We start from the raw sequence: 24783 nt of genomic DNA, 5'->3' as shown, positions 1-24783 counted from the left end.
CTTTTTATTTTTACTGCAGCCCCTTCTATATAGAATGCTATATAACAAGGAATACTGCAAAACTACCCTCAAATTTAAATAAATTTCACACTCTTCTGTGATTCGATAATACAATCTAAACACTCTCAAATCAAACAATTACCTCTTATTTGCCATTTATACAGTATAATTCGTCTAGTTTCCAAAGTTCATTCAAAGATTTCCACTGTTTATCATTCAGGTTAATTTTCCCGTTATTTTTCTTTTGTAAGCTATTATTCTGTGTTTGCGGCAATTCTATCGGTCGGGGATAAAATTCTCCGCCTCCCGTCACATTGATCCGCCTCTTTAATTCATTCGCTTTCAACCACAAATCATCCGCAAACGGGCAATGTTCACTGATTATTTTCCAGTCGAACAGCTCCTCTCCATACCAACGGGAAGGATAATAAATTCCTCCGCATCCAATGGCTACATTCTGCAAAGAGCTATTCACCGGCATCATAAACACCTTCGGCCATTTTCTATACACCGAAAAAGTATTCCCATCCATACGAATTTTCCGGATAACATTTCCGCAAACCGTGTCCGGATACTGATATGACAAAGAAAGCAAACGCTCAATCGTATTTCGGGGGTAAATCAGATCATCATCTACTGTAATCACTTTATGATCCGGGTATTCCCGAAAAACATAATAATACTTTTTATGAGAACGGAAATTCTCAGGTACAAATTTAAATTTCACTCCATTAGCTGTCAGTTTTCTGAGTTCTTCCGGCAGATCGTTCAACCGTCCGGGAAACTCCTGTTCTGACAACCACACAATTATATCTGCGGGAACATATGTCTGCCACAGAATTGACTTCAACACCAAGTGAAGTTGAGAAATACGAGGAGGAAATGTCGTCAATGAAACTATGACTTCCGAGTTATTCAATAATGCCGGAGCATCAAAACCCTGTTGGTAGGCACGAACGACCTTATCGTGGTATTTTGCTCTTCTCCATCTGCAAGGCAAGGAATATATATGCCGATAAAAACCTCCTTTTTCTTTATAGGAGACCAGTTTCTCCTCTTCCCGTGTATAGCGGTCGTAATAACTGTTCGCCTCAACTGTTTTACCTCGTAACTCACCCTTCACAATACCCAAAGAGGCCCATTTCACTTTTGCACTACGGGTATGCTTCCTTATATCACGGTTCTTCTGGATGGATTCTTTCGTTTTATACCCCCTTGCGTGGTCCAGATGAAGACATACGGTAGAATAACGTATCTGCATACCATGAATCCCATAATTCTCCAGACGCTCTCCAAATTCACGATCTTGTCCACCGTATTGCATGCGCTCGTCAAAACCATTCACTGCCAGAATATCGTTTAGCCAACCGGAAGCATTATGTCCGTTCCAGCTTGCTTTGGTAGGTGTAAATGTGTTTAACAGCCATCTTTTAAATCCTGTAGCAGTCAGTTTATTATTTTTAAAAGAAGCAGGCATTCCTTTTCCTCTCATCCATTGCAGGTCAAAACATCTGCCGGATAATATATCATCTTTCGTAAGATCTTTCGACAAATCCATACTCAACTTATGATATCCGCCGGACAGGAAACGTCCTTTGCGGCGAAGACGCAGATGAGTTGATACGAAATCTTTACGCGGAATACAATCACCATCACTAAAAAGCAGATAATCTGTTTGTGCAGCCTGTATCCCCTTATTCAGGATATCACATTTACGGAATCCCTTATCTTCGTGCCATACATGTTTCACCCGAAAAGTCAATTGCGGAGTTACCCTCTGCAACATATCATAGGTTTCTTTTCGCGAACCATCATCGGCCACAATCAATTCAAAGCTTTTAGTATCCTGGGCTTCATATCCCCACAACACCTTCTCCAGCCATGCAGGCTGATTACAAGTTGACAACACGACTGACATCTGCAAAGGAGCAGCTTTCCGGCTAAAACGGATAATAGAATAATTGCACTCCATCTCTCCCTCAGCCCAATAAAGTTCTCTCGAGATTTCCTTCCAAAGGGTCAAATCCATACGAACAGCGTTATGAACGTTTTCCTCCTTATGCAAACGGACCAGGCATAATTCATAATCCTCATCCGGCATTTCTTCCAGATCTGCATGATGAGCCAGCAAGTAGTCCTGTACTTTGCTATCCGGGCAAATAACATTATTTTCAAAAACAACTATCATTAATTATCCTCCTTTAGCCATTAAATATCCAACTGAAACCAAACCTGATGTCTGCGTCGGTATCTGTTCCAGAATTTCTTTCTGTAATGCAGAATCAAACGCACACATTCTTCCTCATCCATCTTTCTCGAACGGGCATATTCTTTTCCCAACAGGATAAAGAAGGGCGTCTGCCCCCATAAACGGGCAAAATTCGCACAACCTTTCTTAATATCCACTTCACCAAAATGCATTCTGTTAATATCCACCAGTGAGAAATGATATTCTTCTCCTATCTTATCATACAGGATATTTCCCGGTGAATAGTCCAAATGTAAAATTCCGGCTTCATGCAAGCGCGCTGTGAATTCCGCAAAAGCGGTCACTACATCTGCACAGCTTTCTATGTCTGCATTGCCAAACTGGCAAAAGTTATATCGATAGGGAGATTGTATGCTCATAAAATATGAATGACCAATCAATCCCATCTTTGTTTCTTCTATATATGCAATAGGACAAGGGGTTTCAAATCCTTTCTCCAGCAGTTTCTCGGGATAAACAAAAGCACGCTTCCCTTTTGACGGACGAAAAAAAGCATAAGCAATCCTATTTATCAGCGGAGGTATGGCATACCGTTTCACGTTAATATCCAATCCATCCACCGTGATCATCTTTATCAAATTCCGCCCGGAATGAATTACCGTTCCTAATGTCTCAAAGTCCTCAGGAATACGTTCTACATATTCTCTCAGATATTCGTATTTGGGGTTAATCATTATCTTCATCTTACGAAAAAACAAGAATGGTCATACTTCTCTTCATCTCTCAACTCTTTTGCCCGGTCATCTTAAAATATTTATCCAACACAAGCAGTGATATCAAATTTTCTCTTCTCTTATCTTTAAATTGCGACACATATTCATGAGCATGCCTGATGATCTCCAATGATTCGTCTACATGCTCTATATAGTAATTCAACCGTTCTTCCAAATCAGAGAAATCCGGCTTTATTTCAATATAATGATAATCGGGAATAAGCGTGCCTTCCATAAACCATGTCTCACAGGTAGGTCGAGGCATCACTGCTATTGAATTCGATGACATCACCCATTTCAGGTTGCTGGCCACATCGATTCCTTCAAGAGCCATTATGAATTTATAATCCAAATGCTCATTAATCGTTTTCTTCTCCGTGCGCCACTCTACCGGGTCGGTCGTATTTTTACTGACATCTCCCAAATCGCACATCGGATGATGAAAATACATCTCCATAAACATCTTCCTGGAAGGTTTTCCTTTTACCTTTCCGCGAAAGATTACCATATTTTTCTTCTCAGTAAAAGCCTTCTTATCGTCTACAAATATAAAATGACGAACCTTATCCAGTTTCATCACAATCGAATTCGCATTATCCTCTGTCAGAGGACGGCTTTTCACAATAGAGGGATAGTCGGGGACAAATGTCACATCACCAGGACAGAAGCCCCACTGAAACTGATCGGAAAACCAACGGGTATATTGATAAGTATCAAAGAAATACACTTTTTGCTTGCTCATCTTATGCTCTGAAAGACGCGGAGCAGAGGAAGGTAATGGCACCGTTCCGGAAAGTTTATTGTAATAGTCAACACGACGTTCTATATAGTCTTTGTCCTTCCGACGGGATAATGAAGATAACCTCCCTTGTAACCGTAGCCGGAAAATACCTTTCGGAATGATAAGTCTGAGAGCATTTACCGAATAGTAAATGAACTTAGGATTTTTCCCGCTACGCAACTTATATAAAAGTTTATTCTTCATTCTTGTTTCATATATCAGGAGTATTTGTCTCCTAATTGATTATTCCTTCAATCTTCGCTATTACCTGTTCGGGTTTTATTTCTCTCAGGCAGGCATAATCGCCTCGCCAACATGGTTTTTGCCCATACACAGAGCAAGGGCGGCACGACAGTTCGAGTTGTACTGTATTGACCGGCAATTGCTTCCATCCCATAAATCCGGCATAAGGATGAGTAGCTCCCCAAACAGAGATCACCGGAATATTGACCAGCGAAGCCAGATGCATATTTGCCGAATCCATCGAGAGCATCACATCCAGATGGCTCATAAGATTCAGCTCGGTACGCATATTCAGCTTACCAATCATGGAAACGACGGAAGGGTATTTCGCCACCCAACTATCGAATACTTCCTGTTCACTCTTACCACCTCCGAAAAGGAAAACCTTCACCTTCGGATCAGCGGCAAAATGGGCTACTATCTGCTCCTGCAACTCAATAGGATAAATCTTACCTACGTGCTTGGCAAAAGGAGCTATACCAATCCATTTCAAATTATCTTTTGTACCCGCAACAGGTTCTATCTCTGCAAAATTCCCTTTTCCGTCTCCATAAATTGAAGAAAAGTTCAGTAATACAGGAAAGCCCAGTTTCTCCAGCACATCGGCATAGCGGCGGAAAGAACTTTTCTGGTTCTCCAGCACTTTATGCCGACGGCGAACCAATTTTTCTTTTCCCGCTCTACCTTTGCATATAGATGCCACAGGTATATTAGCAAGCCGAAATCTCAGGCACAAGTATTTCGTACGAAGCACATGATGAAAGTCCGCCACATAATCGAAACGCTTTGCCTTCAGTTCCGAATAAAGGGTATTCAACCCCCACAATCCTTTATGTTTACCCGTCAGATCAGCACCGATAAAACTCACATTAGCAGGAAGTCCCTGAAAAAGCGGTTGCCACACAGCACGACTCAACACTGTAATTTCAAGTTGAGGATATTGCACTGCCAGCGAATGTACTACCGGTATCGTCATGGCTACATCGCCAAGAGCTGAAAAACGGATAATGAGAATACGCGCCATTCGTTATTTTTTTGCATAAAGCACCGGATTCAATGCCGGGTCATTATACATCTTCATCTGTTTGTATACTTTCATATATTTCTTCCCTGCTTCGATATCAGACAGTAACTGATCGATAGCTGAAGAAAGGTCTTTCCGTTGTTCCAGCAGAATGCTCAGTTTCGTCTGGCATTGTGCACGATGTTCTTCCGTAGTATCCGTACGTTCCACTTCCTGCTGCATGTGGTAAATTTTCAAAGCAAGAATAGAGAGACGGTCTACTGCCCAGGCGGGACTTTCTGTATTGATTGTAGCATCTGCCAAAGGCTTTACATCCTTATATTGATCAAGGAAATAGCTGTCGATCAACTCAACCAGATCCGTACGGTCCTGATTGGATTTATCGATTCTTCTCTTTAAAGCTACGGCTGCTACCGGATCTATCTGAGGATCACGGATAATATCTTCGAAATGCCATTGTACGGCATCAATCCAGTTTTTCAGATACAAGTAATACTCTATCGACTTCAACTCGTAAGGATTGTTCATCGGCGCATCTACGCTATCCGTCACATGGTAATCTGTTGTCGATTTCCAAAAAATATCATTGCAAAGGTTACTAAATGTCATAATCTTAACTAGCTAATAGATGTATAATAGGACAAAGCTATGTAATATTTTTCAGACAAGCAACCGTTTCTTACTTTTTTATTTCTTACCTTTGTCTGAGCTAAAATGGAATTGTATATGAAAATTATTATAGACGATAAGATACCTTATATAAAAGAGGCAGCAGAGAAAATTGCCGACGAGGTAATTTACGCACCGGGAAAGGATTTTACACGGGAACTGATACAGGATGCGGACGCACTCATCATCCGGACCCGCACTCACTGCAACCGGGAATTGCTGGAAGGCAGCAAAGTAAAATTCATCGCTACGGCAACCATCGGGTTCGACCATATCGACACCGAATATTGCAAGCAGGCAGGTATCGAGTGGGCGAATGCTCCGGGATGCAATTCCGCTTCGGTAGCTCAATATATACAGTCATCTCTTCTGGTCTGGAAATCTCTTCAAAATAAAAAATTAGACGAGCTGACTATCGGCATTATCGGTGTAGGTAATGTAGGAAGCAAGGTAGCCAAAGCAGCACAGGATTTCGGCATGCGTGTACTGCTGAATGATTTGCCCAGAGAAGAGAAAGAAGGGGGCACAACATTCACTCCACTAGAGAGAATAGCCAAAGAATGTGACATCATCACCTTTCACGTACCTTTATATAAAGAAGGGAAATATAAAACGTTCCATCTGGCAGACGAGAAATTCTTCCGGTCTCTCCAACGGAAACCTGTTATCATCAACACTTCAAGGGGAGAAGTGATCGAAACAAATGCCCTGCTGGAAGCCATTGACAACGGTACAATCTCAGACGCAGTGATCGATGTATGGGAACACGAACCGGAAATCAACCGCGAGTTACTGGATAAAGTACTTATAGGTACTCCGCATATTGCCGGATACTCTGCCGATGGCAAAGCGAATGCAACCCGAATGTCACTGGACTCCATCTGCCGTTTTTTCCACCTGAATGCAACTTACGAGATTAACCCTCCCGCCCCACTCTCACCTGTCATCGAAGCCAAAGACCGGGAAGAAGCTCTGCTGAAGATGTACAATCCCGCCGAAGACAGCAACCGGTTAAAATCCCAACCGGAACTATTCGAAACATTACGGGGAGATTATCCATTGCGGAGAGAGGAAAAGGCATATATACAGGTATTAGGTAATACCTAATACTTATTAACCTAATATTTCTTCCACAATACGGGGAAAGTGCTCATATTCCAAAGCATGTACTTTCTTTGCGACTTCTTCGGGAGAATCATCGGGAAGTACAGGACAGGTAGCCTGGAAGATAATGCTTCCTTCGTCATAGTGTTCATTAATATAATGTATAGTAATACCACTTTCTTTTTCGCCCGCAGCCACCACAGCTTCGTGAACTTTGTCTCCGTACATACCTTTGCCACCGAACTTAGGCAAAAGAGCAGGATGTATATTTATGATTTTACCGGGATAAGCATGTAAAAGTAAATCCGGCACACGAACAAGGAATCCTGCCAGCACAATAAAGTCAATACGATATTCCTGCAAAATAGCCAGAATTTCATCTCCGGCAATCCAGTCCTCCTTTGGGAACACGTTACAGGGCACTTTCAGGCGATGCGAACGTTCCAAAACGTAGGCGTCACTTTTATTAGAAAGTACTAACGACACCGTAGCGGAGTCGCTCTTTTGGAAATACCGGATGATATTCTCGGCATTTGAGCCGGAACCGGAAGCGAAAATGGCGATGTTTTTCTTCATTATACTCGAATTCAATGCACAAAACAGTGAAAAATGTGCAAAAGACTGCATTTATTTAGTCAAATATTTGCGCAAAACGATAAATATTCATTCCTTTGCACCGCAAATTTAAAGAAATAAAACTAATTATTAATTAAAAACTTAAAGTTATGTCTGAAATTGCATCAAGAGTAAAAGCGATTATCGTTGATAAATTAGGCGTAGAAGAATCAGAAGTTACTAACGAAGCAAGCTTCACTAACGACCTGGGAGCAGATTCTCTTGACACTGTAGAACTTATCATGGAATTCGAAAAAGAATTCGGTATCTCTATTCCTGATGACCAAGCAGAAAAGATTGGTACTGTAGGTGATGCTGTATCTTATATCGAAGAACACGCTAAGTAATTATCCGATTTCATCAATATGGAATTAAAAAGAGTGGTAGTAACAGGCCTTGGCGCCATTACTCCTGTTGGCAATGACGTTCCCGAATTTTGGGAGAATCTAGTGAACGGGGTTAGTGGAGCAGGGCCTATTACTCATTTTGATGCGTCGCTATTCAAGACCCAGTTTGCATGCGAAGTGAAAAACTTCGATGTAACTAAATATATCGACCGTAAAGAGGCAAGAAAGATGGACTTATACACCCAGTATGCTGTCGCCGTTGCCAAAGAAGCGGTAGCAGACTCCGGTCTTGACGTCGAAAAAGAAGATTTGAACAGAATCGGTGTTATTTTTGGCGCCGGTATCGGTGGTATACATACATTCGAGGAAGAAGTAGGCAACTACTACACTCACCAGGAAATAGGTCCCAAGTTCAATCCGTTCTTCATCCCGAAGATGATCTCGGATATCGCTGCCGGACAGATTTCTATCATGTATGGCTTCCATGGTCCTAATTACGCGACTTGTTCAGCATGTGCTACCTCTACCAATGCTATCGCGGATGCTTTCAACCTGATTCGTCTGGGCAAAGCAAACGTAATCGTATCCGGTGGTTCGGAAGCAGCTATCTTCCCGGCAGGTGTAGGCGGTTTTAACGCTATGCACGCTCTGTCAACACGCAACGATGAGCCTGGCAAGGCTTCACGTCCATTCAGTGCAAGCCGCGACGGCTTCATCATGGGCGAAGGTGGCGGTTGCCTGATCCTGGAAGAACTGGAACACGCTAAGGCCCGTGGTGCGAAAATCTATGCAGAGGTTGCCGGTGTAGGTATGTCTGCGGATGCTCATCACTTAACAGCTTCTCATCCGGAAGGTCTTGGTGCCAAACTGGTAATGATGAATGCACTGGAAGATGCAGAAATGGATCCGAAAGAAGTAGATTACATCAACGTTCACGGAACATCTACTCCGGTAGGTGATATTTCAGAAGCGAAAGCGATTAAAGAAGTATTCGGTGATCACGCATACGAACTGAACATCAGTTCTACAAAATCAATGACGGGTCACTTGCTGGGAGCTGCCGGTGCGGTAGAATCTATCGCCAGTATCCTTGCCATCAAGAACGGCATTGTTCCTCCGACTATCAACCATGAAGAAGGTGACAACGACGAGAACATTGACTACGACCTTAATTTCACGTTCAACAAGGCTCAGAAACGTGAGGTTAATGTTGCCCTGTCCAATACTTTTGGATTTGGTGGTCACAATGCGTGCGTTATCTTCAAGAAATACGCTGAATAAAACGTGCTACGTAACCAAATAAATAAGATAAGGCTCCTGTTCCGCAAGGACAGAGAGTCTTATCTTTGTTTTTACCGGATACTCGGATTTTATCCGCGCGATATCCGGATCTACGAACAAGCGCTCCTGCACAAGTCATCTGCCGTCCGCTCCGAAATGGGACGTCTGTTGAATAATGAGCGACTGGAGTTCTTGGGTGACGCCATTCTTGACGCCATCGTAGGAGATATTGTCTACAAACGTTTCGAAGGGAAACGGGAAGGTTTCCTGACCAACACACGTTCCAAGATCGTACAACGGGAGACCTTGAACAAGTTAGCCGTGGAAATCGGTCTGGACAAACTGATCAAATATTCTACCCGCTCTTCTTCCCACAATAGTTATATGTACGGAAATGCTTTCGAGGCATTTATCGGGGCCATTTATCTGGACCAGGGATATGAACGTTGCAAACAGTTTATGGAGCAGCGGATCATCAACCGCTATATCGATCTGGACAAAATCTCCCGTAAAGAGGTCAACTTCAAGTCCAAGCTCATCGAATGGAGCCAGAAGAATAAGATGGAGGTTTCCTTTGAGTTGATTGAGCAGTTCCTCGACCACGACAGCAACCCCGTATTCCAGACAGAAGTTCGCATCGAAGGGCTTCCAGCCGGAACAGGTACGGGATATTCCAAGAAAGAATCTCAGCAGAATGCCGCACAGATGGCTATAAAGAAGGTAAAAGACCAGGCTTTCATGGATACAGTCAATGAAGTAAAAGCGCAGCATTCGATGCCGCCTGAAGCAGAGGCTGAAGCATTGGAAACAAAGGCTGAAGCATTGGAAGCTGAGATTGCGGAACCTGAAGTTACAGATGAAATCGCAAATGATGAAACCGGGACTGCAAATGAAACCGAGAGTGTTAATGATCAAACTGAGACTGTTAATGATGAAACCGGGACTGTAAATGACAAGACTGCTTCGTAAATGAAGCAGCCACAAACAAAAAGCTACAGGTAAAAAGTCTACTAACAGTCAAACGACAGACAGACCATAGATGAGATGCTACTATAAAAGCTTAAGTTAACCGAAACAGATTCCCATACGGCGACCTTGGATCACTAAATCGTGATCTTCAGTGACTAACTTCAACTTACCGGCAACATTTTCGAGAGGAATAGACGAAATATCATCTCCTTTCAGGGCAATCATACGCCCGAATTGTCCGTTGGCAATCAGTTCTGTCGCATGCCCTCCCATACGGGTGGAAAGGTTACGGTCGAAAGGAGTAGGCGAACCGCCACGCTGAATATATCCCAATACGGTCTCACGCGTCTCGATCCCCGTTTCATACTCTATTTCCTGCGCGATGTATTCCGCAGCACGTTTTCTGCCATCCGTCAGGATACCTTCCGCTACCACTACAATGGAATAGGGCTTTCCTTTTTTCAGTCTTTCGAGAATTGTATTTCCTATATTCTTGATATTGTAAGGGATTTCGGGGACAAGAATGACATCACCCCCACCTGCCATACCGGAATACAAAGCAATCCAGCCGGCTTTATGCCCCATCACCTCAATGACCATGACCCTTTTGTGAGAACTGGCGGTGGAATGCAAACGGTCGATGGCATCTGTAGCGATGCTTACAGCAGAGTCGAATCCAAAGGAAATGTCCGTTCCCCAGATGTCATTATCGATGGTTTTGGGGACTGACACGATATTAACGCCCATTGTAGCAAATTTAGCGGCAGTTTTCTGCGTCCCGTTTCCTCCGATACAGACAACACAATCCAACCCCATTTCCTTAATATTCTGAAGAATCAGTGCCGGTTTGTCGACATCCGAGACGACACCTCCCTTTTTAAAAGGTTTCTCGCGCGAAGTACCCAGCATTGTTCCGCCCTGGTTCAACAGTCCGGATAAGGATTTATCAGTAAAGGGCTCTATGTCTTTTGTCAGCAAACCTTGAAAACCACTATGAATTCCTATTACTTCCATCCCATAGTGATTGATAGCAGTTTTGCACACGCCACGAATAGTGGCATTTATACCGGGGCAGTCTCCTCCGGAAGTCAGGATTCCAATTCTCATTGTCGTTTTTTTTAGTCAGAAACTCGGGATTCAAGGAAAGTCGCCAATTTTTAACGATTATTTCCGACGTAAAGATAGAAAAAAAAGATAAATAAGGTTACTTTTGCACGACTAAACATTATTATGTTAAAGCAGAAATGAATATTACAAAGATTATTAGTAAGACTTTCGATTCCCGTTTAAAACAGATAGACCTTTATGCTAGTCAGGCTAGTGAGATACAGCATCGTGTGCTGAGTCGCTTAGTGAACCAAGCTGCACAGACAGAGTGGGGAAAAAAGTACGACTACGCCTCCATCCGTAGCTACGAGGATTTCAGAAAGCGCCTTCCAATACAGACTTATGAGGAAATCAAACCTTATGTAGAGCGTTTGCGGGCAGGGGAACAGAATCTGCTTTGGCCTTCGGAAATTCGCTGGTTTGCCAAATCATCCGGAACGACCAATGATAAGAGCAAATTCCTGCCTGTCAGCAAAGAAGCACTGGAAGACATTCACTACAGAGGCGGTAAAGACGCTGCGGCACTCTATTTTCGTATCAATCCGGACAGCCACTTTTTCTCGGGAAAAGGGTTGATTCTGGGAGGAAGCCACAGTCCGAACCTCAATTCCAATCATAGTTTAGTAGGCGACTTGTCAGCCATTCTGATTCAGAATGTCAATCCGCTGATCAATTTCATCCGCGTACCGAGCAAGAAAATCGCTTTGATGAGCGAATGGGAGACTAAAATAGAGGCGATAGCCAACAGTACCATCCCGGTCAATGTGACCAGTTTGTCCGGCGTGCCTTCGTGGATGCTGGTACTTATCAAGCGTATTCTCGAGAAAACCGGTAAGCAAACACTGGAAGAAGTATGGCCGAATCTGGAGGTATTCTTCCACGGTGGGGTGGCTTTCACTCCTTACCGTGAACAGTACAAACAGGTCATTCACTCGCCAAAGATGCATTATGTAGAGACTTACAATGCTTCCGAAGGATACTTTGGTACGCAGAATGACCTTTCGGACCCGTCTATGCTGTTGATGATCGATTATGGTATCTTCTACGAGTTCGTTCCACTGGAAGAAGTCGATGAAGAGAATCCACATGCTTACTGCCTCGAAGAGGTGGAACTTAACAAGAATTATGCGATGGTGATTTCTACGTCGTGCGGATTATGGCGATACATGATCGGCGATACGGTGAAGTTTACCAGCAAAAATCCGTATAAGTTCGTCATCACAGGACGGACGAAGCACTTCATCAATGCTTTTGGTGAAGAATTGATTGTGGATAATGCCGAGAAAGGGCTGGCTAAGGCTTGCGCCGAAACAGGAGCGCAGATTTGCGAATATTCTGCCGCACCGGTATTTATGGACGAACATGCCAAATGCCGTCACCAATGGTTAATAGAATTTGCCAAGATGCCGGATTCCGTAGAGAAATTTGCCGCCATACTCGACGCCACCTTGAAAGAGGTCAATTCGGACTATGAGGCGAAACGCTGGAAAGATATTGCCCTGCAGCCATTGGAAGTGATCGTAGCCCGTCCGGGACTGTTTCATGACTGGCTGGCACAGAAAGGCAAGTTAGGCGGACAGCATAAGGTACCCAGACTAAGCAATACACGCAATTATATCGAAGCAATGCTTACGCTGAATAACGAATAAACCTTATTCGAGTAATCAAATCATTATTTTACAGGAGGTTCCCTACGGTGTTACGCAAAGTATTCACCGCAGGGCAATCTAATGTGCCGGCTTGAAAACAGGCACCAAAGTGTTTCAAACAATTTCAAATGCTTGAAACACTTTGTTTCATGCGGTGAAACACTCTGTTTCATTGCTTGGAACACTTTGTTTCAAGGCATGAAACACATTGTTTCAACGGTTGAAACAAGTCGTGAAACTACCGGCCGCATTTCTCCGTCCTATAAGAGAATGCTTTTCGATATTATTCCTTCTGTTGATGAAGCTGATGTGTTGCAGACAGTGCCTCCGTAATGATTCCACCACCCAATAACAAACCATCTTTATAGAAGGCAGCAGCTTGCCCGGAAGCAATGGCCGTCAATGGTTCGTGAAGCTGTACATGCAGGAGATTATCAGGTGTGATCGTTACCGTGCAATGGTTTTCCTGTTTCCGATAGCGTATTTTCACAATCACATCGGGATGTCCCAACAAACGTTCCCGACTAACGATGTTCCAATCTTTAAGCAGCATCTCCGTTTTTTCCAGCGCCTGAAGGGAAGAGAGCACTACCTCATTCTTCTCGGGACGGATTTCCTTCACAAAGACAGGCCGATTCAGATGAATCCCCAAGCCACGCCGCTGTCCGATGGTATAAAAAGGATAGCCTTCGTGCCAAGCTATAAAATCCCCCTTTTCATCGACAAATCTTCCACGGCTGACCTGCGCTGACCAAAACTGACCAAAGCTGACCTGGTGCTGACCAAAGCTGACCAACCACTTTTTCAGAAAGCTCCGATAATCCATCGGACAAAAGCAAACGCCCAAACTGTCCCTTTTCACCGCTACTTTCTGAAATCCCCGTCCGGCAGCAAAAGCACGTGCCTCCACTTTGGTAATATCCCCCATCGGCAGCAACATTCTCTGAAGAATATCCTGTTTGAGTCCCCATAAGAAAAAGGTCTGATCTTTGTCCGAATCTGCAGCATAAGTGATATAATAAGTATCATCCACCTTTACTTTCCGGACATAATGCCCGGTAGCAATATAAAAAATCCCCATTTCATCGGCTATTTTGGAAAGAAGAGGCCATTTGAGATAGTTATTGCACAACGTGCAGGGCACAGGAGTATGCCCCACCATATATTCACGCACAAAATATTCAATAATCTGTTCACGAAATATCTCACGGGCATCATACGTAATATGACGAATACCCAAACGCCCTGCCAGGTGACGGGCATCCTCCAGATACTCGGTCGAGTCATTCAACTCATAGAAACGGAAAGTAACTCCGGTCACCTCATATCCGGCTTCCAGCAATCGCATGGCAGCTACGGAACTATCCGTACCACCGCTCATTCCCAACAATACTCGTTTGTTTTCTTCCATCATGCTGCAAAATTAAGGATTTTCCCGTATCTTTGTTTGTTAAAGCCTGAAGAGAATGGAAGAGAAAGCAATTACCGGACAAGTTATCATCGTTTTAACCGAGCATCTGACGTTCGGCACACTGCTGATACCTTACATGGCGGAGCAATCTGACGACGGCACATGGCAACTCATAGAGCAGGCTTTTCACGCTTCTCCCGAAGCAATCAGCCGGATGAACGAGGCTGAACGGCAGGCCATCGACATCGCCTCTCATTATACAGAAAAATATCTGATGGGAGTCTACTCACGAGAGAAAACAGTATCCCGTTTTCTGCGTAAATTGTCCGAAGATCCGGAACGGATAAAGAACAATATCCGCCCATTCATCGAGAAAAAGCTACAGGAGATGCTGGCATTGATACGCTATCACAACCTTCCTCTGTACCAAAAACAGGTCGGGAGCAAACTGCTATATGCCCATCACGCCTACCGTGTTCATCCTCACGATGTGGAAATTCACTTCATGTTTCTTGCTGACGAGACAACTTTCCGTTATCAGCTGCAATGTTATTATGACGGACAGCCACTCTCACTGAGTGAGCAGAAACCTGTCATCGTGCTGACTTCCTCGCCGTCTGCTCTCTTATTGGGGATGGAACTATACTTTTTCCCCCATATCGAGAGTGTACGCATCCTGCCTTTCACCAAGAAAAAGAAGATCAGCGTTCCAGCCTCCCAAATTGAGAAATATATCGATAACATCGTGATTCCGATAGCACGCTATCATGAGATTACAACTCAGGGACTGAATATCGTTGAAAAGACGTACGCATGCGAAGCCGTCCTGTCTCTCGAAGATACCATTTACGACGAACAAATGTTGCGACTCAGTTTCCGTTATGGCGACCAGACGTTTACTCCCGACACCGTGACCGAAATGAAGAAGATCATTTACCGAAACGACTTCGGCGAGATATTTTTCTTCCGCCGGGATAGTAATGCCGAAAAAGAGAAACTCCGGATGTTAACGGATTCCGGTTTGCAACAGGTCAGCGACGTCCACTTCAAGCTGTCGCCCGATGCCTCCGAAAAGACAATTACCGAATGGATCGGCACCTATCGGGCAATGCTCCAACAATCCTTCCTGCTGACCGGAAATATGGGGAATACTCCCTACTGTCTGGACGAAATCCACATCGAACAAAGCTGTGATGACGAACCGGACTGGTTTGAACTGCATATCACAGTTGTCATCGGGCAGCTGCGTATCCCTTTCTCACGTTTCCGCAAGCATATCCTCGAAGAGAAAAGAGAATTTCTGCTGCCGGACGGACGCATGATTCTCTTGCCGGAAGAATGGTTCAGCAAATATGGAAACCTGCTGGAATTAGGAACGCAAACAGAAACAGGGATTCGCCTGAAGCCCACTTTTGTCGGTGCCGTACAATCGGCTTTAGAAGAAAGCAGTCCCCAAAACCTGCCTTTCAGGAGAGAGATACACAATATCCCCGTTCCCCAAGGAGTGAAAGCACAGCTACGCCCCTATCAGCAGAAAGGATTCTCGTGGATGGTACAGTTGAACAAACAAGGATTCGGCGGTTGTCTGGCAGATGACATGGGGCTTGGGAAGACACTCCAGACGCTTACCCTGCTACAATATATATACAAACCGTTTTCCACCGATACAGCTACTGCTCCTATGGGGTCTGTATCTACAGAAATCCCGGCATCTGACAGTCAGCCGGATAAGGAATGTACTGCCGGAACTCCGCCTGCCAGAGAGCAAGCGGCAGACGCCGAAGGACAATTCTCCTTATTTTCATTCTCTTCCGAAGATGAGTTACTGCCGGAGGCGCAGAAAATCAGGGAGAAAAACATACCCAAAGAAGACGCCCCAAGAGCAGAATACGGAAAAAATTCCCGTAAACCCGCCACTCTGATTGTGGTCCCCACTTCCCTGCTCCACAACTGGAGGCGAGAGGCGAAACGTTTCACCACTCTATCGATAGCAGAATATAATAGCAGCACGGTATTCCCCAAAGGGCATCCCGAGAAGTTCTTCAGGCGTTTTCATCTGATATTCACGACCTATGGGATGATGAGAAATAATATTGATATTCTTCGCTCCTACACATTCGAATATATCGTACTCGACGAAAGCCAGAATATCAAAAACAATGATTCTCTCACTTTCCGTTCAGTCATCCAGTTGCAGAGCAAATACCGGATCGCACTGACCGGAACGCCTATCGAGAACTCCCTCAAAGATCTGTGGGCGCAGTTCCGTTTTCTGCAACCGGACCTGTTGGGGGAAGAAAGCACTTTCCAAAAGCAGTTCATCATTCCAATCAAGCAAGGAAACACCCGCATGGAGAAAAGGCTGCAACAGTTAATCGCTCCGTTTATTCTTCGCAGAAGCAAAAGTGAGGTAGCACCGGAACTTCCTCCGCTTACTGAAGAAACGATTTATTGTGATATGTCCGAAGAACAAAGCGAGAGCTACGAACAGGAGAAAAACAGTCTGCGCAACATATTGCTCCAACAACCCGAAAACAGAGACAGGTTCCATACGTTCAGTATCCTGAACGGTATCTTGCGTCTTCGCCAGCTATCCTGTCACCCACAGCTCATTTTTCCCGATTTCAACGGGATATCCGGGAAAACCGAGCAAATCATCGAAACATTCGATACATTGAGAAGTGAAGGACATAAAGTACTTATCTTTTCCTCTTTCGTGAAGCATCTGGAAATCCTTGCCGATGTCTTCCGCCAACAAGGCTGGAAGTATGCATTACTGACAGGTTCCACCAATAACCGTCCGTCAGAAATCGCCCATTTCACCGAACAAAAGGACGTGCAGGCCTTTCTGATTTCTTTAAAAGCCGGAGGCGTAGGACTTAACCTTACCCAAGCCGATTATGTATTTATCATCGACCCTTGGTGGAATCCTGCCGCCGAAGCACAAGCCATTGCCCGTGCACACCGCATCGGCCAGGATAAACAGGTTATCGCCTATCGCTTTATTACCCAGAACAGCATTGAAGAAAAAATTCTCCAACTACAGGAAGATAAAAGGAGGCTGGCGGAAACATTCATCACTGACAGCGACGCACTGCCTGCACTGAGCAATGAACAGTGGGCAGACTTGCTGGAATAATGCTCTAATAACGCCAAATCGAACAATAGACACCAAACATTAAAATAAGGAACTTAAACTCCAAACGTCTTATAATCTCTTCTGCGACGTTATTCCGGGATTTAAGTTCCTTTTCTTTTGAAAAAGACTAATTACCCTACGGCTGGGTGATAACTATAACACGTCGACAATCTGAAGAAGTTGTCATTCCATAATCGCCAAGGCTTACTTCAGTCTTAAACTGAGTGTCACTGACACCTTGGCTAAGCAAAAACTGCTTCACAGTATTCAAACGATTGGACGATAGCTTTTTATTTCTGTTCTCATGCCCCACCGTATTGGCGGAACTGATAAGCATAATCTTCTTTTCAGGATGGGTCTTCAACTTTTCCGCCAACACTTGCAATTGTTCACCACCTTTTGAGGATAGTTCCCATGAATCGTTTTCGAAATAGATTATCGCACTCGTTTCTTCACCTTTTCCGGCAGCAGTACTGTTTATGCTTTCTATTTGGCGTTTCAATTCATCCGCTTCTTTTTTCAGCCGCTCCATTTCTTCTCTGGACTGACGCTGAAGAGTGGCTTTTGCACTGGCACAGTCTACTTGACTGGCATCCAATTCACTATATAAATCGGCAATCTGCTTCCTCTGTAACTTGCTTTTGCTCTTTACAAAATTATATCGTATGACAACGCCTGCACTATAAATACCTTTGGGACTAAAATCCGATTTCGTAGGTATGCATTTATATTGACCGATAACGCCTAATGTCAACTGACGCTGTATGTCAAACTCTAATGACAAGGAGAGAGGTATATACAAAGCATTGAAGTGTTTCTTATCTTCGGATGATTTCAAATAAGAGTGGCTATACCCATTAAAATAGGCGTCACCTGTAGCTGTCGCTCTTTCGTTGTAAGACCATGTCTGTGAGTTCCGATTCCAGCCACGCATATAGCCCACTCCCGCACCAGCGTACAAACTCAGCCATTGCGCTTTCCGCTTAGGCCAGATTTCAAGAATATTAAAATCCGCATTGGCATCCACCCCCGCCAAATACGTGTTATTGAGATTTTGCAATCGGTCGGATTTCAATTCAAGCGTACCGGTACGATCACCTATCAGAAAATTATGATCCGTAGTAGTGATCGATAAGCTATGATTACCGCTAGATTTCAACATGGTATATCCCGCATTTACACCTAATCTCACCCAAGGTTGAATATTGTACTTCACGCCTAAATTTAAATCAGGCGCCATGGTTCTCTTCGAATTATCGAACAGTTCACTCCTCACCCCGTGATAACTACTGATACCGCCTTGCATATATACAGACCAAGTGCGGACTCGTACACTATCATTGTAGGTTTGGGCTTGGAGGGTAACCGTAGCCATGAGGACTACGGTTATACCAAGTATATTTTTTAATTTCATCATATTTGAGAAAAGATTAGTTATTTGGGGTCAACTAATGAGTAAGTATTATTAGTGCCTGTTTCACAACAATAAACAATTGCATTAATACCATTCTTGATAACACTAGTTGAAGCATTATAAACTATCAACTCAAAACTATGTGATAATGTAGGTGTGAATGTGACATCCTTGGTACCATTAGCATCAGTAAGCCTCATCGCAAACATACTGCGATAATTACAACCAGTCGTAATTGTAACGGTATAATTACGATTTACTGCTGTCTTGACAACCTTTACCACCTTCTTGCCATTAGCAATACCATCTACGATTTCAGCTCTCGATGCAACAAGTACAGGTGCAGCATCAGCTGCCGTATTAGGAGTAAAAACCGCATGTTCATGAGTGCTTCCTGTAGCATCCACAACCTGCTTTGAAGTAAATGTAACAGACAATACATTCAACTGATCTGCATAAAGCTTATAAACATTTGAATTTACTCCGGCATCCTGAATTGCTGCGAAATTCTCCGGTGTCATATACATCTGCTCGGCATTGTTTTCATCATAATAAATACCCTTATCCGTGAGCAACTGTTCCAGTTTTGCCAGGAGATTCGCAGAATTTGTATTATTTGCTGCCGTCAAATCATTGACAGCACCAATAATCTCTGCCATTTTAGCGAGTTCTGCTGCTTCAGCTGTATTATAAGCATCTTTGAAATCTTTTATTTCTGCAGAAATAACCTTACCATTATTATCTATCACAAGTTCCAGCTTCTCACCTTGCTCATTGATAGCGGTAGCAATCGTATTGCCATTCGCATCAATCTTGGTACCCAGCGTTGTGAAACCATTAGTCATAGTAGTATTAAGTGCTCCAAGACTTTCATTAACGCCTTGAATATCCAAATGCAACTGGTCACCAACCTTACCTATCTGAGTAGTCACATTAGCAAATCCAGTATTTATCATCGCAGTTAATGCGTCAAATTTCTCGCTGATAGTCGCAGTCTGGCTATTGATAACTGCAACAAGAGCATCTGCCGTTTTCTTTATTTCCGCAGAAATAAGTTTACCTGTTTCATCTATCTCAAGACGCAGTAGTTCACCATTTTCGTTCATAGCCGTAACAATCTTGTTGCCATTCGCATCAAGCGTTGTATTGAGCGCTTTGAATCCATCAAACATTGTTGTATTAAGCGTTCCAAGATTAGTATTTACATTGGTAAGTTGTGCATCCAGCGTTTTGTCCAAATCGTCAATTTTAACAGATACTTCAGCAAACCCTGCTTTAGTAATAATCGTCAACGCATCAAACTTCTCTGATAAAGTCGCTGTCAAACTATTGATAGTTTCAACCAATTTAGTTGCTGACTTCTCTATTTGTGCAGAAATAAGCTTACCTGTTTCATCTATTTCAAGGCGTAATAGTTCTCCGTTTTCATTGATTGCATATACAATCTGCTTCCCTGTTTCATCTATCTGTGTACTCAATGCAGAGAAACCATCGAACAGAGTTTTGTTGATAGACGACAAACCATTCTCCACATTTTCTCCAAGAATTTTAATAGCACCGGTATTTTCGTCTACCGACAATTTAATATCAGCCAAATTCTTATCCAGAAGCTTATTCAACGCTTCAAATCTTTCACTAATAGACTTATTAAGGTCATTTATAACCGACACAAGAGCTGAATAATCATTGATATAGGTCTGGTCACCATAATCAACTGATGGTTCAAATAATTCTGTACACGAGGTAGTACATAACATACCCGCAACTAAGAAAGGAATTAACACCTTTTTCATGTTTTGTTCATTGGAAGTGCTAACAGCCCCCTCGTTAGCGGTTAAATGTAAAAAGCGTGGGAACTACTGAATTATTACCACCATGAGGCTCTCGACTGCCCGATCAGGATAATAAAACAATAGCCCACGCCAGAATGTTATATAGTCTACCGCAAAGCAGAAATATATACCACTGACGTGAGCGTTCTTGCCTATTACCTCCTGACCGTGAAATTGTCGAGATTCCATGATGAGATAATATGTCAAACGCTCTTCGTTTACTAATATGTCCTTTCAATGCCTCTACTTACTAGGCATTAGAAATTAGGTACAAAATTATAGAAACTATTTTAAATAACAAGAAATTAATGCTTATTTATTTTTTGTTCTTCGCACTGCCGGCACTGAGCAATGAACAGTGGGCGGACTTGCTGCAATAGTGATTAATAAAGTATACCCTAATATCCCATACCAAACTGCCACAAAGGGATCACATTCATAAAACCTTGTTCAATGTCATCTTTTACGATGAAACCCTTTTCTATTCCCTGTATTTGCTTCTGCCCCTTCTTCTTACCTCCTATTTCAAAAGTCATCTTATCAATCAAAAAGTCAGAAACGGGAGAAGTCACGACATCCGAAAACGCTCTGGTCTGATTCAAGAAGAAAGTTTCCCGGACATTCCCGATATTAGAGTTTTCCTGAGCCAAATTATAGATAAGATTCGTATTATCCAAATAGATTTTATCCACCTTTCCCAATCCCCGAACTCCACCGGTGGCATCCCGCAATTGTGCTATAAGTCCCGCCTCCTCAATATAAAGGCAGTAATCTGAAATATTATTGCGGCTTATCTCCAGCACTTTAGCGATACTGCTAAAGTTCGGTTTAAACGGTACACTTTTAGCAATAATGGCAAGAAGCTGTTTGAGCTTCCGTCCTGTAGATACATTCATATCTGCAAATTGAGGAATATCTGATTCTAAAGTCAAGTTAATGATTTGCCGCAAACGGATATCGTAGTCATCTTCCAAAGCAAACGGATAATAGCCTGTTTGCAGGTATTCATGAAAAAGCGGAAGCGGATGTTCTAAACCCGGAATATCAACCTTGTGCGTCACCATATCCTGTAAAGTATACACTTCGGAAGATATATGATGAAATAACTGTAAATATTCACGGAAAGAAAGCCCCTGCATCTGATACATAACTGCACGACGACTAAGGTCAGACGCTCCCTTATTGATATCCAATACGGACGAACCGGTAAATACAATATTCAATTCAGGGTGATAGTCATAAACCAATTTAAGTTCTTTCGACCAATCCTTGTATTTATGAATTTCGTCGATAAACAGATATTTCCCTCCCATCTTCACAAACGCATCGGCCAAATCAAGGAGGCGATGGCTGGCAAAATAAAAGTCTTCTGCCGTAACATATAAAGCCTCATTCAAATTCAGTTTCTCCTTGATATGCTGAAGTACCAAGGTCGTCTTTCCAACCCCTCTCGGTCCGGTGAGCCCTATCATACGGCTATTCCAATTTATTTTGGAATAAATATAACGATAAAACTCAATATCAGTTTCCCGCACTAATTTCCGATAATACTCGAATAACTTCTCCATATGCCTTCTTTTTAGACAAAGATATAAAATTTGCACTATAGGAGTGCATTATTTAAGAAGATTTGCACTGAGAGAGTGCAAATAGTTCCATATTCCTTGCAGCAACCTGTTTTTCTCCTATCTTTGCAGCCTAAAAACAACATCACATGAAATATAAACTCGTAGTCCTCGACCTTGACGGTACGCTTACCAACTCTAAGAAAGAAATAACTGCCCGCAACCGGGAAACACTGATACGCATACAAGAACAAGGAGTCCGTCTGGTACTCGCTTCGGGACGGCCAACCTATGGCATCGTGCCGCTCGCCAATGAGCTGCGTATAAATGAGTTCGGCGGATTTATCCTGTCCTATAACGGCGGCGAGATCATCAACTGGGAAAGCAAGGAAATGATGTACGAGAATGTGCTTCCCAATGAAGTGATTCCGGTGCTCTACGAATGTGCCCGTACCAATCATCTAAGCATACTGACCTATGACGGGGCAGAGATAGTGACCGAAAACTCGCAAGACCCATATGTACAGAAAGAAGCCTTCCTCAATAAAATGGCAGTACGGGAAACAAATGACTTCCTGACCGACATCACTCTTCCGGTAGCCAAATGCCTTATCGTAGGAGATGCCGACCAATTGATTCCTGTCGAGTCTGAGCTGTGTATCCGCCTGCAAGGAAAGATCAATGTTTTCCGTTCGGAACCCTATTTCCTGGAATTAGTTCCACAGGGAATTGATAAAGCCTTGTCTCTCACTGTCCTGCTGGAAGCGACAGGAGTATCACGGGAAGAAGTCATAGCCATAGGCGACGGATACAATGACCTGTCAATGATCAAGTTTGCAGGCATGGGCATTGCAATGGGAAATGCACAGGAACCCGTGAAGAAAGCGGCCAATGAGATCACACTGAGCAATGATGAAGACGGAGTAGCGGTAGCCATAGAAAAACATATTCAGCTATCCTGCCCCATGTAAAAACGAGCAGATTTCAAGCTGATTTACAGCATATATCAAAGAATTATTCTACCTTTGTGGCTCCTAAAAAGAATCAAATAGTAAACGTTATGGAACATCAACTAACCATTTACAACACTCTAGATAGAAAAAAAGAACTGTTTGTACCGCTTCACGCGCCTCATGTGGGCATGTATGTCTGCGGACCGACAGTCTACGGTGACGCTCATCTGGGACATGCCCGTCCTTCCATCACATTTGACGTACTCTTCCGTTATCTGACTCATTTAGGATACAAAGTACGTTATGTACGCAATATTACCGATGTAGGCCATCTGGAACATGATGCCGACGACGGAGAAGATAAGATTGCCAAAAAAGCACGTCTGGAAGAGCTGGAACCCATGGAAGTCGTTCAGTATTTCCTGAACCGTTACCACAAGGCAATGGAAGCACTCAACGTATTATCACCAAGCATCGAACCGCATGCTTCGGGACATATCATCGAACAGATTCAGCTGGTACAGAAGATTCTGGACGCCGGATACGCTTACGAAAGCGAAGGCTCTGTTTACTTCGACGTAGCCAAATATAACAAGGATTATCACTACGGAAAACTTTCCGGTCGCAACCTCGACGACGTACTGAATACAACCCGCGACCTCGACGGACAAAGCGAAAAACGCAATCCTGCCGATTTCGCCCTCTGGAAGAAAGCACAACCGGAGCATATCATGCGCTGGCCTTCGCCATGGAGTGACGGTTTCCCGGGATGGCATGCCGAATGTACTGCTATGGGACGTAAGTATCTGGGTGAGCATTTCGACATTCACGGAGGAGGAATGGACCTGATTTTCCCGCACCACGAGTGCGAAATTGCACAGTCGGTAGCTTCACAAGGGGACGACATGGTTCATTACTGGATGCACAACAACATGATTACCATCAACGGAACGAAGATGGGTAAATCACTCGGAAACTTTATCACACTGGATGAGTTCTTCAACGGCACCCACAAACTGCTGGCACAGGCTTATACTCCGATGACGATCCGTTTCTTCATTCTGCAAGCTCACTATCGCAGCACAGTTGACTTCAGCAATGAGGCACTGCAAGCCTCGGAGAAGGGATTGCAACGCCTGATGGAAGCAATCGACGCATTGGATAAGATCACTCCTTCTGCAACGACTTCAGAAGGCATCAATGTGAAAGAGCTCCGCGCAAAATGTTATGAAGCTATGAATGACGACTTGAATACACCTATCGTTATTGCACAACTCTTCGAAGGTGCCCGCATCATTAATAACATCATCGCCGGAAATGCTGCCATTTCTGCAGAAGACCTGGATAACCTGAAAGAAACGTTCCGGCTCTTCAGCTTCGATATTATGGGACTGAAAGAAGAGAAAGGTTCCTCGGACGGTCGCGAGGCTGCCTACGGTAAGGTAGTGGATATGTTATTGGAGCAACGAATGAAAGCAAAAGCCAATAAAGACTGGGCTACTTCGGACGAAATCCGTAATACATTGACTGCACTCGGATTCGAAGTTAAAGATACGAAAGATGGCTTTGAATGGAGACTGAATAAGTAATTGCAAATAAGAATAAAGAGGTTGTGTCAAAACGCTGGCACAACCTTTTTTTATGCACAAAGCCCAGACTTTCACAAGCCCGGGCTTTGTTATTACCCAAAGTTTTTGT

18 protein-coding genes and 1 pseudogene are annotated in these 24783 nt (G+C 43.5%); 8 read left to right on the top strand and 11 right to left on the bottom strand.

What is annotated here, in order from left to right; genetic code table 11:
- Window positions 1-145 precede the first annotated feature (145 nt).
- Genes BLW31_RS14445 through BLW31_RS14425 form a run of 5 tightly spaced genes read right to left on the bottom strand, consistent with a single transcriptional unit; the run spans window position 146 to window position 5639 of the window.
- A complete protein-coding gene (locus BLW31_RS14445) occupies window positions 146-2188 on the bottom strand; it encodes a glycosyltransferase family 2 protein (protein WP_010536102.1) in 2043 nt (680 codons plus the stop codon).
- 20 nt (window positions 2189-2208) lie between these two features.
- Window positions 2209-2952, bottom strand: coding sequence for a BUD32 family EKC/KEOPS complex subunit (locus BLW31_RS14440; RefSeq protein WP_029425198.1), 744 nt, complete (start codon window positions 2950-2952; stop codon window positions 2209-2211).
- A 40-nt stretch (window positions 2953-2992) separates the two neighbouring features.
- The gene (locus tag BLW31_RS14435; RefSeq protein ID WP_010536100.1) at window positions 2993-3967 is read right to left on the bottom strand and encodes a glycosyl transferase family 90; all 975 of its coding nucleotides are present in this window, start codon (window positions 3965-3967) and stop codon (window positions 2993-2995) included.
- 31 nt (window positions 3968-3998) lie between these two features.
- Window positions 3999-5030 (bottom strand): glycosyltransferase family 9 protein, encoded by a 1032-nt coding sequence (locus tag BLW31_RS14430; protein ID WP_010536099.1) that lies wholly within the window; start codon window positions 5028-5030, stop codon window positions 3999-4001.
- Between the two features lie 3 nt (window positions 5031-5033).
- Window positions 5034-5639, bottom strand: coding sequence for a DUF4254 domain-containing protein (locus BLW31_RS14425; protein ID WP_010536098.1), 606 nt, complete (start codon window positions 5637-5639; stop codon window positions 5034-5036).
- A 117-nt stretch (window positions 5640-5756) separates the two neighbouring features.
- Here BLW31_RS14425 and pdxB point away from each other — a divergent pair, with 117 nt between their 5' ends.
- Entirely contained in the window at window positions 5757-6806 is a 1050-nt protein-coding gene (gene pdxB / locus BLW31_RS14420) for a 4-phosphoerythronate dehydrogenase PdxB (RefSeq protein WP_010536097.1), read from the top strand.
- 6 nt (window positions 6807-6812) lie between these two features.
- Here the strand turns inward: pdxB and purN are convergent, their stop codons facing one another.
- Window positions 6813-7430 (bottom strand): phosphoribosylglycinamide formyltransferase, encoded by a 618-nt coding sequence (purN, locus tag BLW31_RS14415; RefSeq protein WP_010536096.1) that lies wholly within the window; start codon window positions 7428-7430, stop codon window positions 6813-6815.
- Window positions 7431-7528: 98 nt separating this feature from the next.
- Between purN and BLW31_RS14410 the strand changes: the two genes are divergently transcribed.
- From BLW31_RS14410 to rnc, 3 genes and pseudogenes are all read left to right on the top strand, one after another.
- Window positions 7529-7765 carry an acyl carrier protein gene (locus BLW31_RS14410; protein WP_004291965.1) on the top strand — a complete coding sequence of 79 codons (237 nt, stop codon included), beginning with the start codon at window positions 7529-7531 and terminating at the stop codon, window positions 7763-7765.
- An 18-nt stretch (window positions 7766-7783) separates the two neighbouring features.
- Window positions 7784-9046, top strand: coding sequence for a beta-ketoacyl-ACP synthase II (fabF, locus tag BLW31_RS14405; protein ID WP_010536095.1), 1263 nt, complete (start codon window positions 7784-7786; stop codon window positions 9044-9046).
- Window positions 9012-10015: pseudogene (gene rnc, locus BLW31_RS14400) on the top strand (ribonuclease III). The gene fabF and the pseudogene rnc overlap by 35 nt, the downstream one beginning before the upstream one ends.
- Before the next feature lie 96 nt (window positions 10016-10111).
- Here rnc and BLW31_RS14395 read toward each other — a convergent pair.
- Window positions 10112-11122 (bottom strand): ATP-dependent 6-phosphofructokinase, encoded by a 1011-nt coding sequence (locus tag BLW31_RS14395; protein WP_010536093.1) that lies wholly within the window; start codon window positions 11120-11122, stop codon window positions 10112-10114.
- A 137-nt stretch (window positions 11123-11259) separates the two neighbouring features.
- On the opposite strand from BLW31_RS14395, the gene BLW31_RS14390 reads away from it, so the two are divergent.
- Entirely contained in the window at window positions 11260-12771 is a 1512-nt protein-coding gene (locus tag BLW31_RS14390; RefSeq protein WP_010536092.1) for a GH3 auxin-responsive promoter family protein, read from the top strand.
- A 283-nt stretch (window positions 12772-13054) separates the two neighbouring features.
- Here the strand turns inward: BLW31_RS14390 and mnmA are convergent, their stop codons facing one another.
- Entirely contained in the window at window positions 13055-14185 is a 1131-nt protein-coding gene (gene mnmA, locus BLW31_RS14385; RefSeq protein WP_010536091.1) for a tRNA 2-thiouridine(34) synthase MnmA, read from the bottom strand.
- A 52-nt stretch (window positions 14186-14237) separates the two neighbouring features.
- Between mnmA and BLW31_RS14380 the strand changes: the two genes are divergently transcribed.
- Window positions 14238-17321, top strand: coding sequence for a DEAD/DEAH box helicase (locus tag BLW31_RS14380; RefSeq protein WP_010536090.1), 3084 nt, complete (start codon window positions 14238-14240; stop codon window positions 17319-17321).
- A gap of 136 nt (window positions 17322-17457) precedes the next feature.
- Here BLW31_RS14380 and BLW31_RS14375 read toward each other — a convergent pair whose 3' ends face one another.
- From BLW31_RS14375 to BLW31_RS14365, 3 genes are all read right to left on the bottom strand, one after another.
- Window positions 17458-18738 carry an OmpA family protein gene (locus BLW31_RS14375; protein WP_010536089.1) on the bottom strand — a complete coding sequence of 427 codons (1281 nt, stop codon included), beginning with the start codon at window positions 18736-18738 and terminating at the stop codon, window positions 17458-17460.
- Window positions 18739-18755: 17 nt separating this feature from the next.
- Window positions 18756-20528, bottom strand: a complete 1773-nt coding sequence (locus BLW31_RS14370; RefSeq protein ID WP_010536088.1) for a hypothetical protein — start codon at window positions 20526-20528, stop codon at window positions 18756-18758.
- Between the two features lie 437 nt (window positions 20529-20965).
- Window positions 20966-22135, bottom strand: coding sequence for an ATP-binding protein (locus BLW31_RS14365; protein ID WP_010536087.1), 1170 nt, complete (start codon window positions 22133-22135; stop codon window positions 20966-20968).
- Between the two features lie 146 nt (window positions 22136-22281).
- On the opposite strand from BLW31_RS14365, the gene BLW31_RS14360 reads away from it, so the two are divergent.
- Window positions 22282-23103, top strand: a complete 822-nt coding sequence (locus tag BLW31_RS14360; RefSeq protein WP_010536086.1) for a Cof-type HAD-IIB family hydrolase — start codon at window positions 22282-22284, stop codon at window positions 23101-23103.
- Window positions 23104-23192: 89 nt separating this feature from the next.
- Window positions 23193-24674: a cysteine--tRNA ligase gene (gene cysS, locus BLW31_RS14355; RefSeq protein ID WP_010536085.1), complete on the top strand. Its 1482-nt coding sequence runs from the start codon at window positions 23193-23195 to the stop codon at window positions 24672-24674.
- The last annotated feature ends 109 nt before the right edge of the window (window positions 24675-24783 follow it).

It is taken from the genome of Bacteroides faecis MAJ27 (assembly GCF_900106755.1).
In the GTDB taxonomy this organism is placed as follows: domain Bacteria; phylum Bacteroidota; class Bacteroidia; order Bacteroidales; family Bacteroidaceae; genus Bacteroides; species Bacteroides faecis.
The sequence above is the reverse complement of the archived record's forward strand: the minus strand, read 5'-3'. Positions and strand labels throughout refer to the sequence as shown.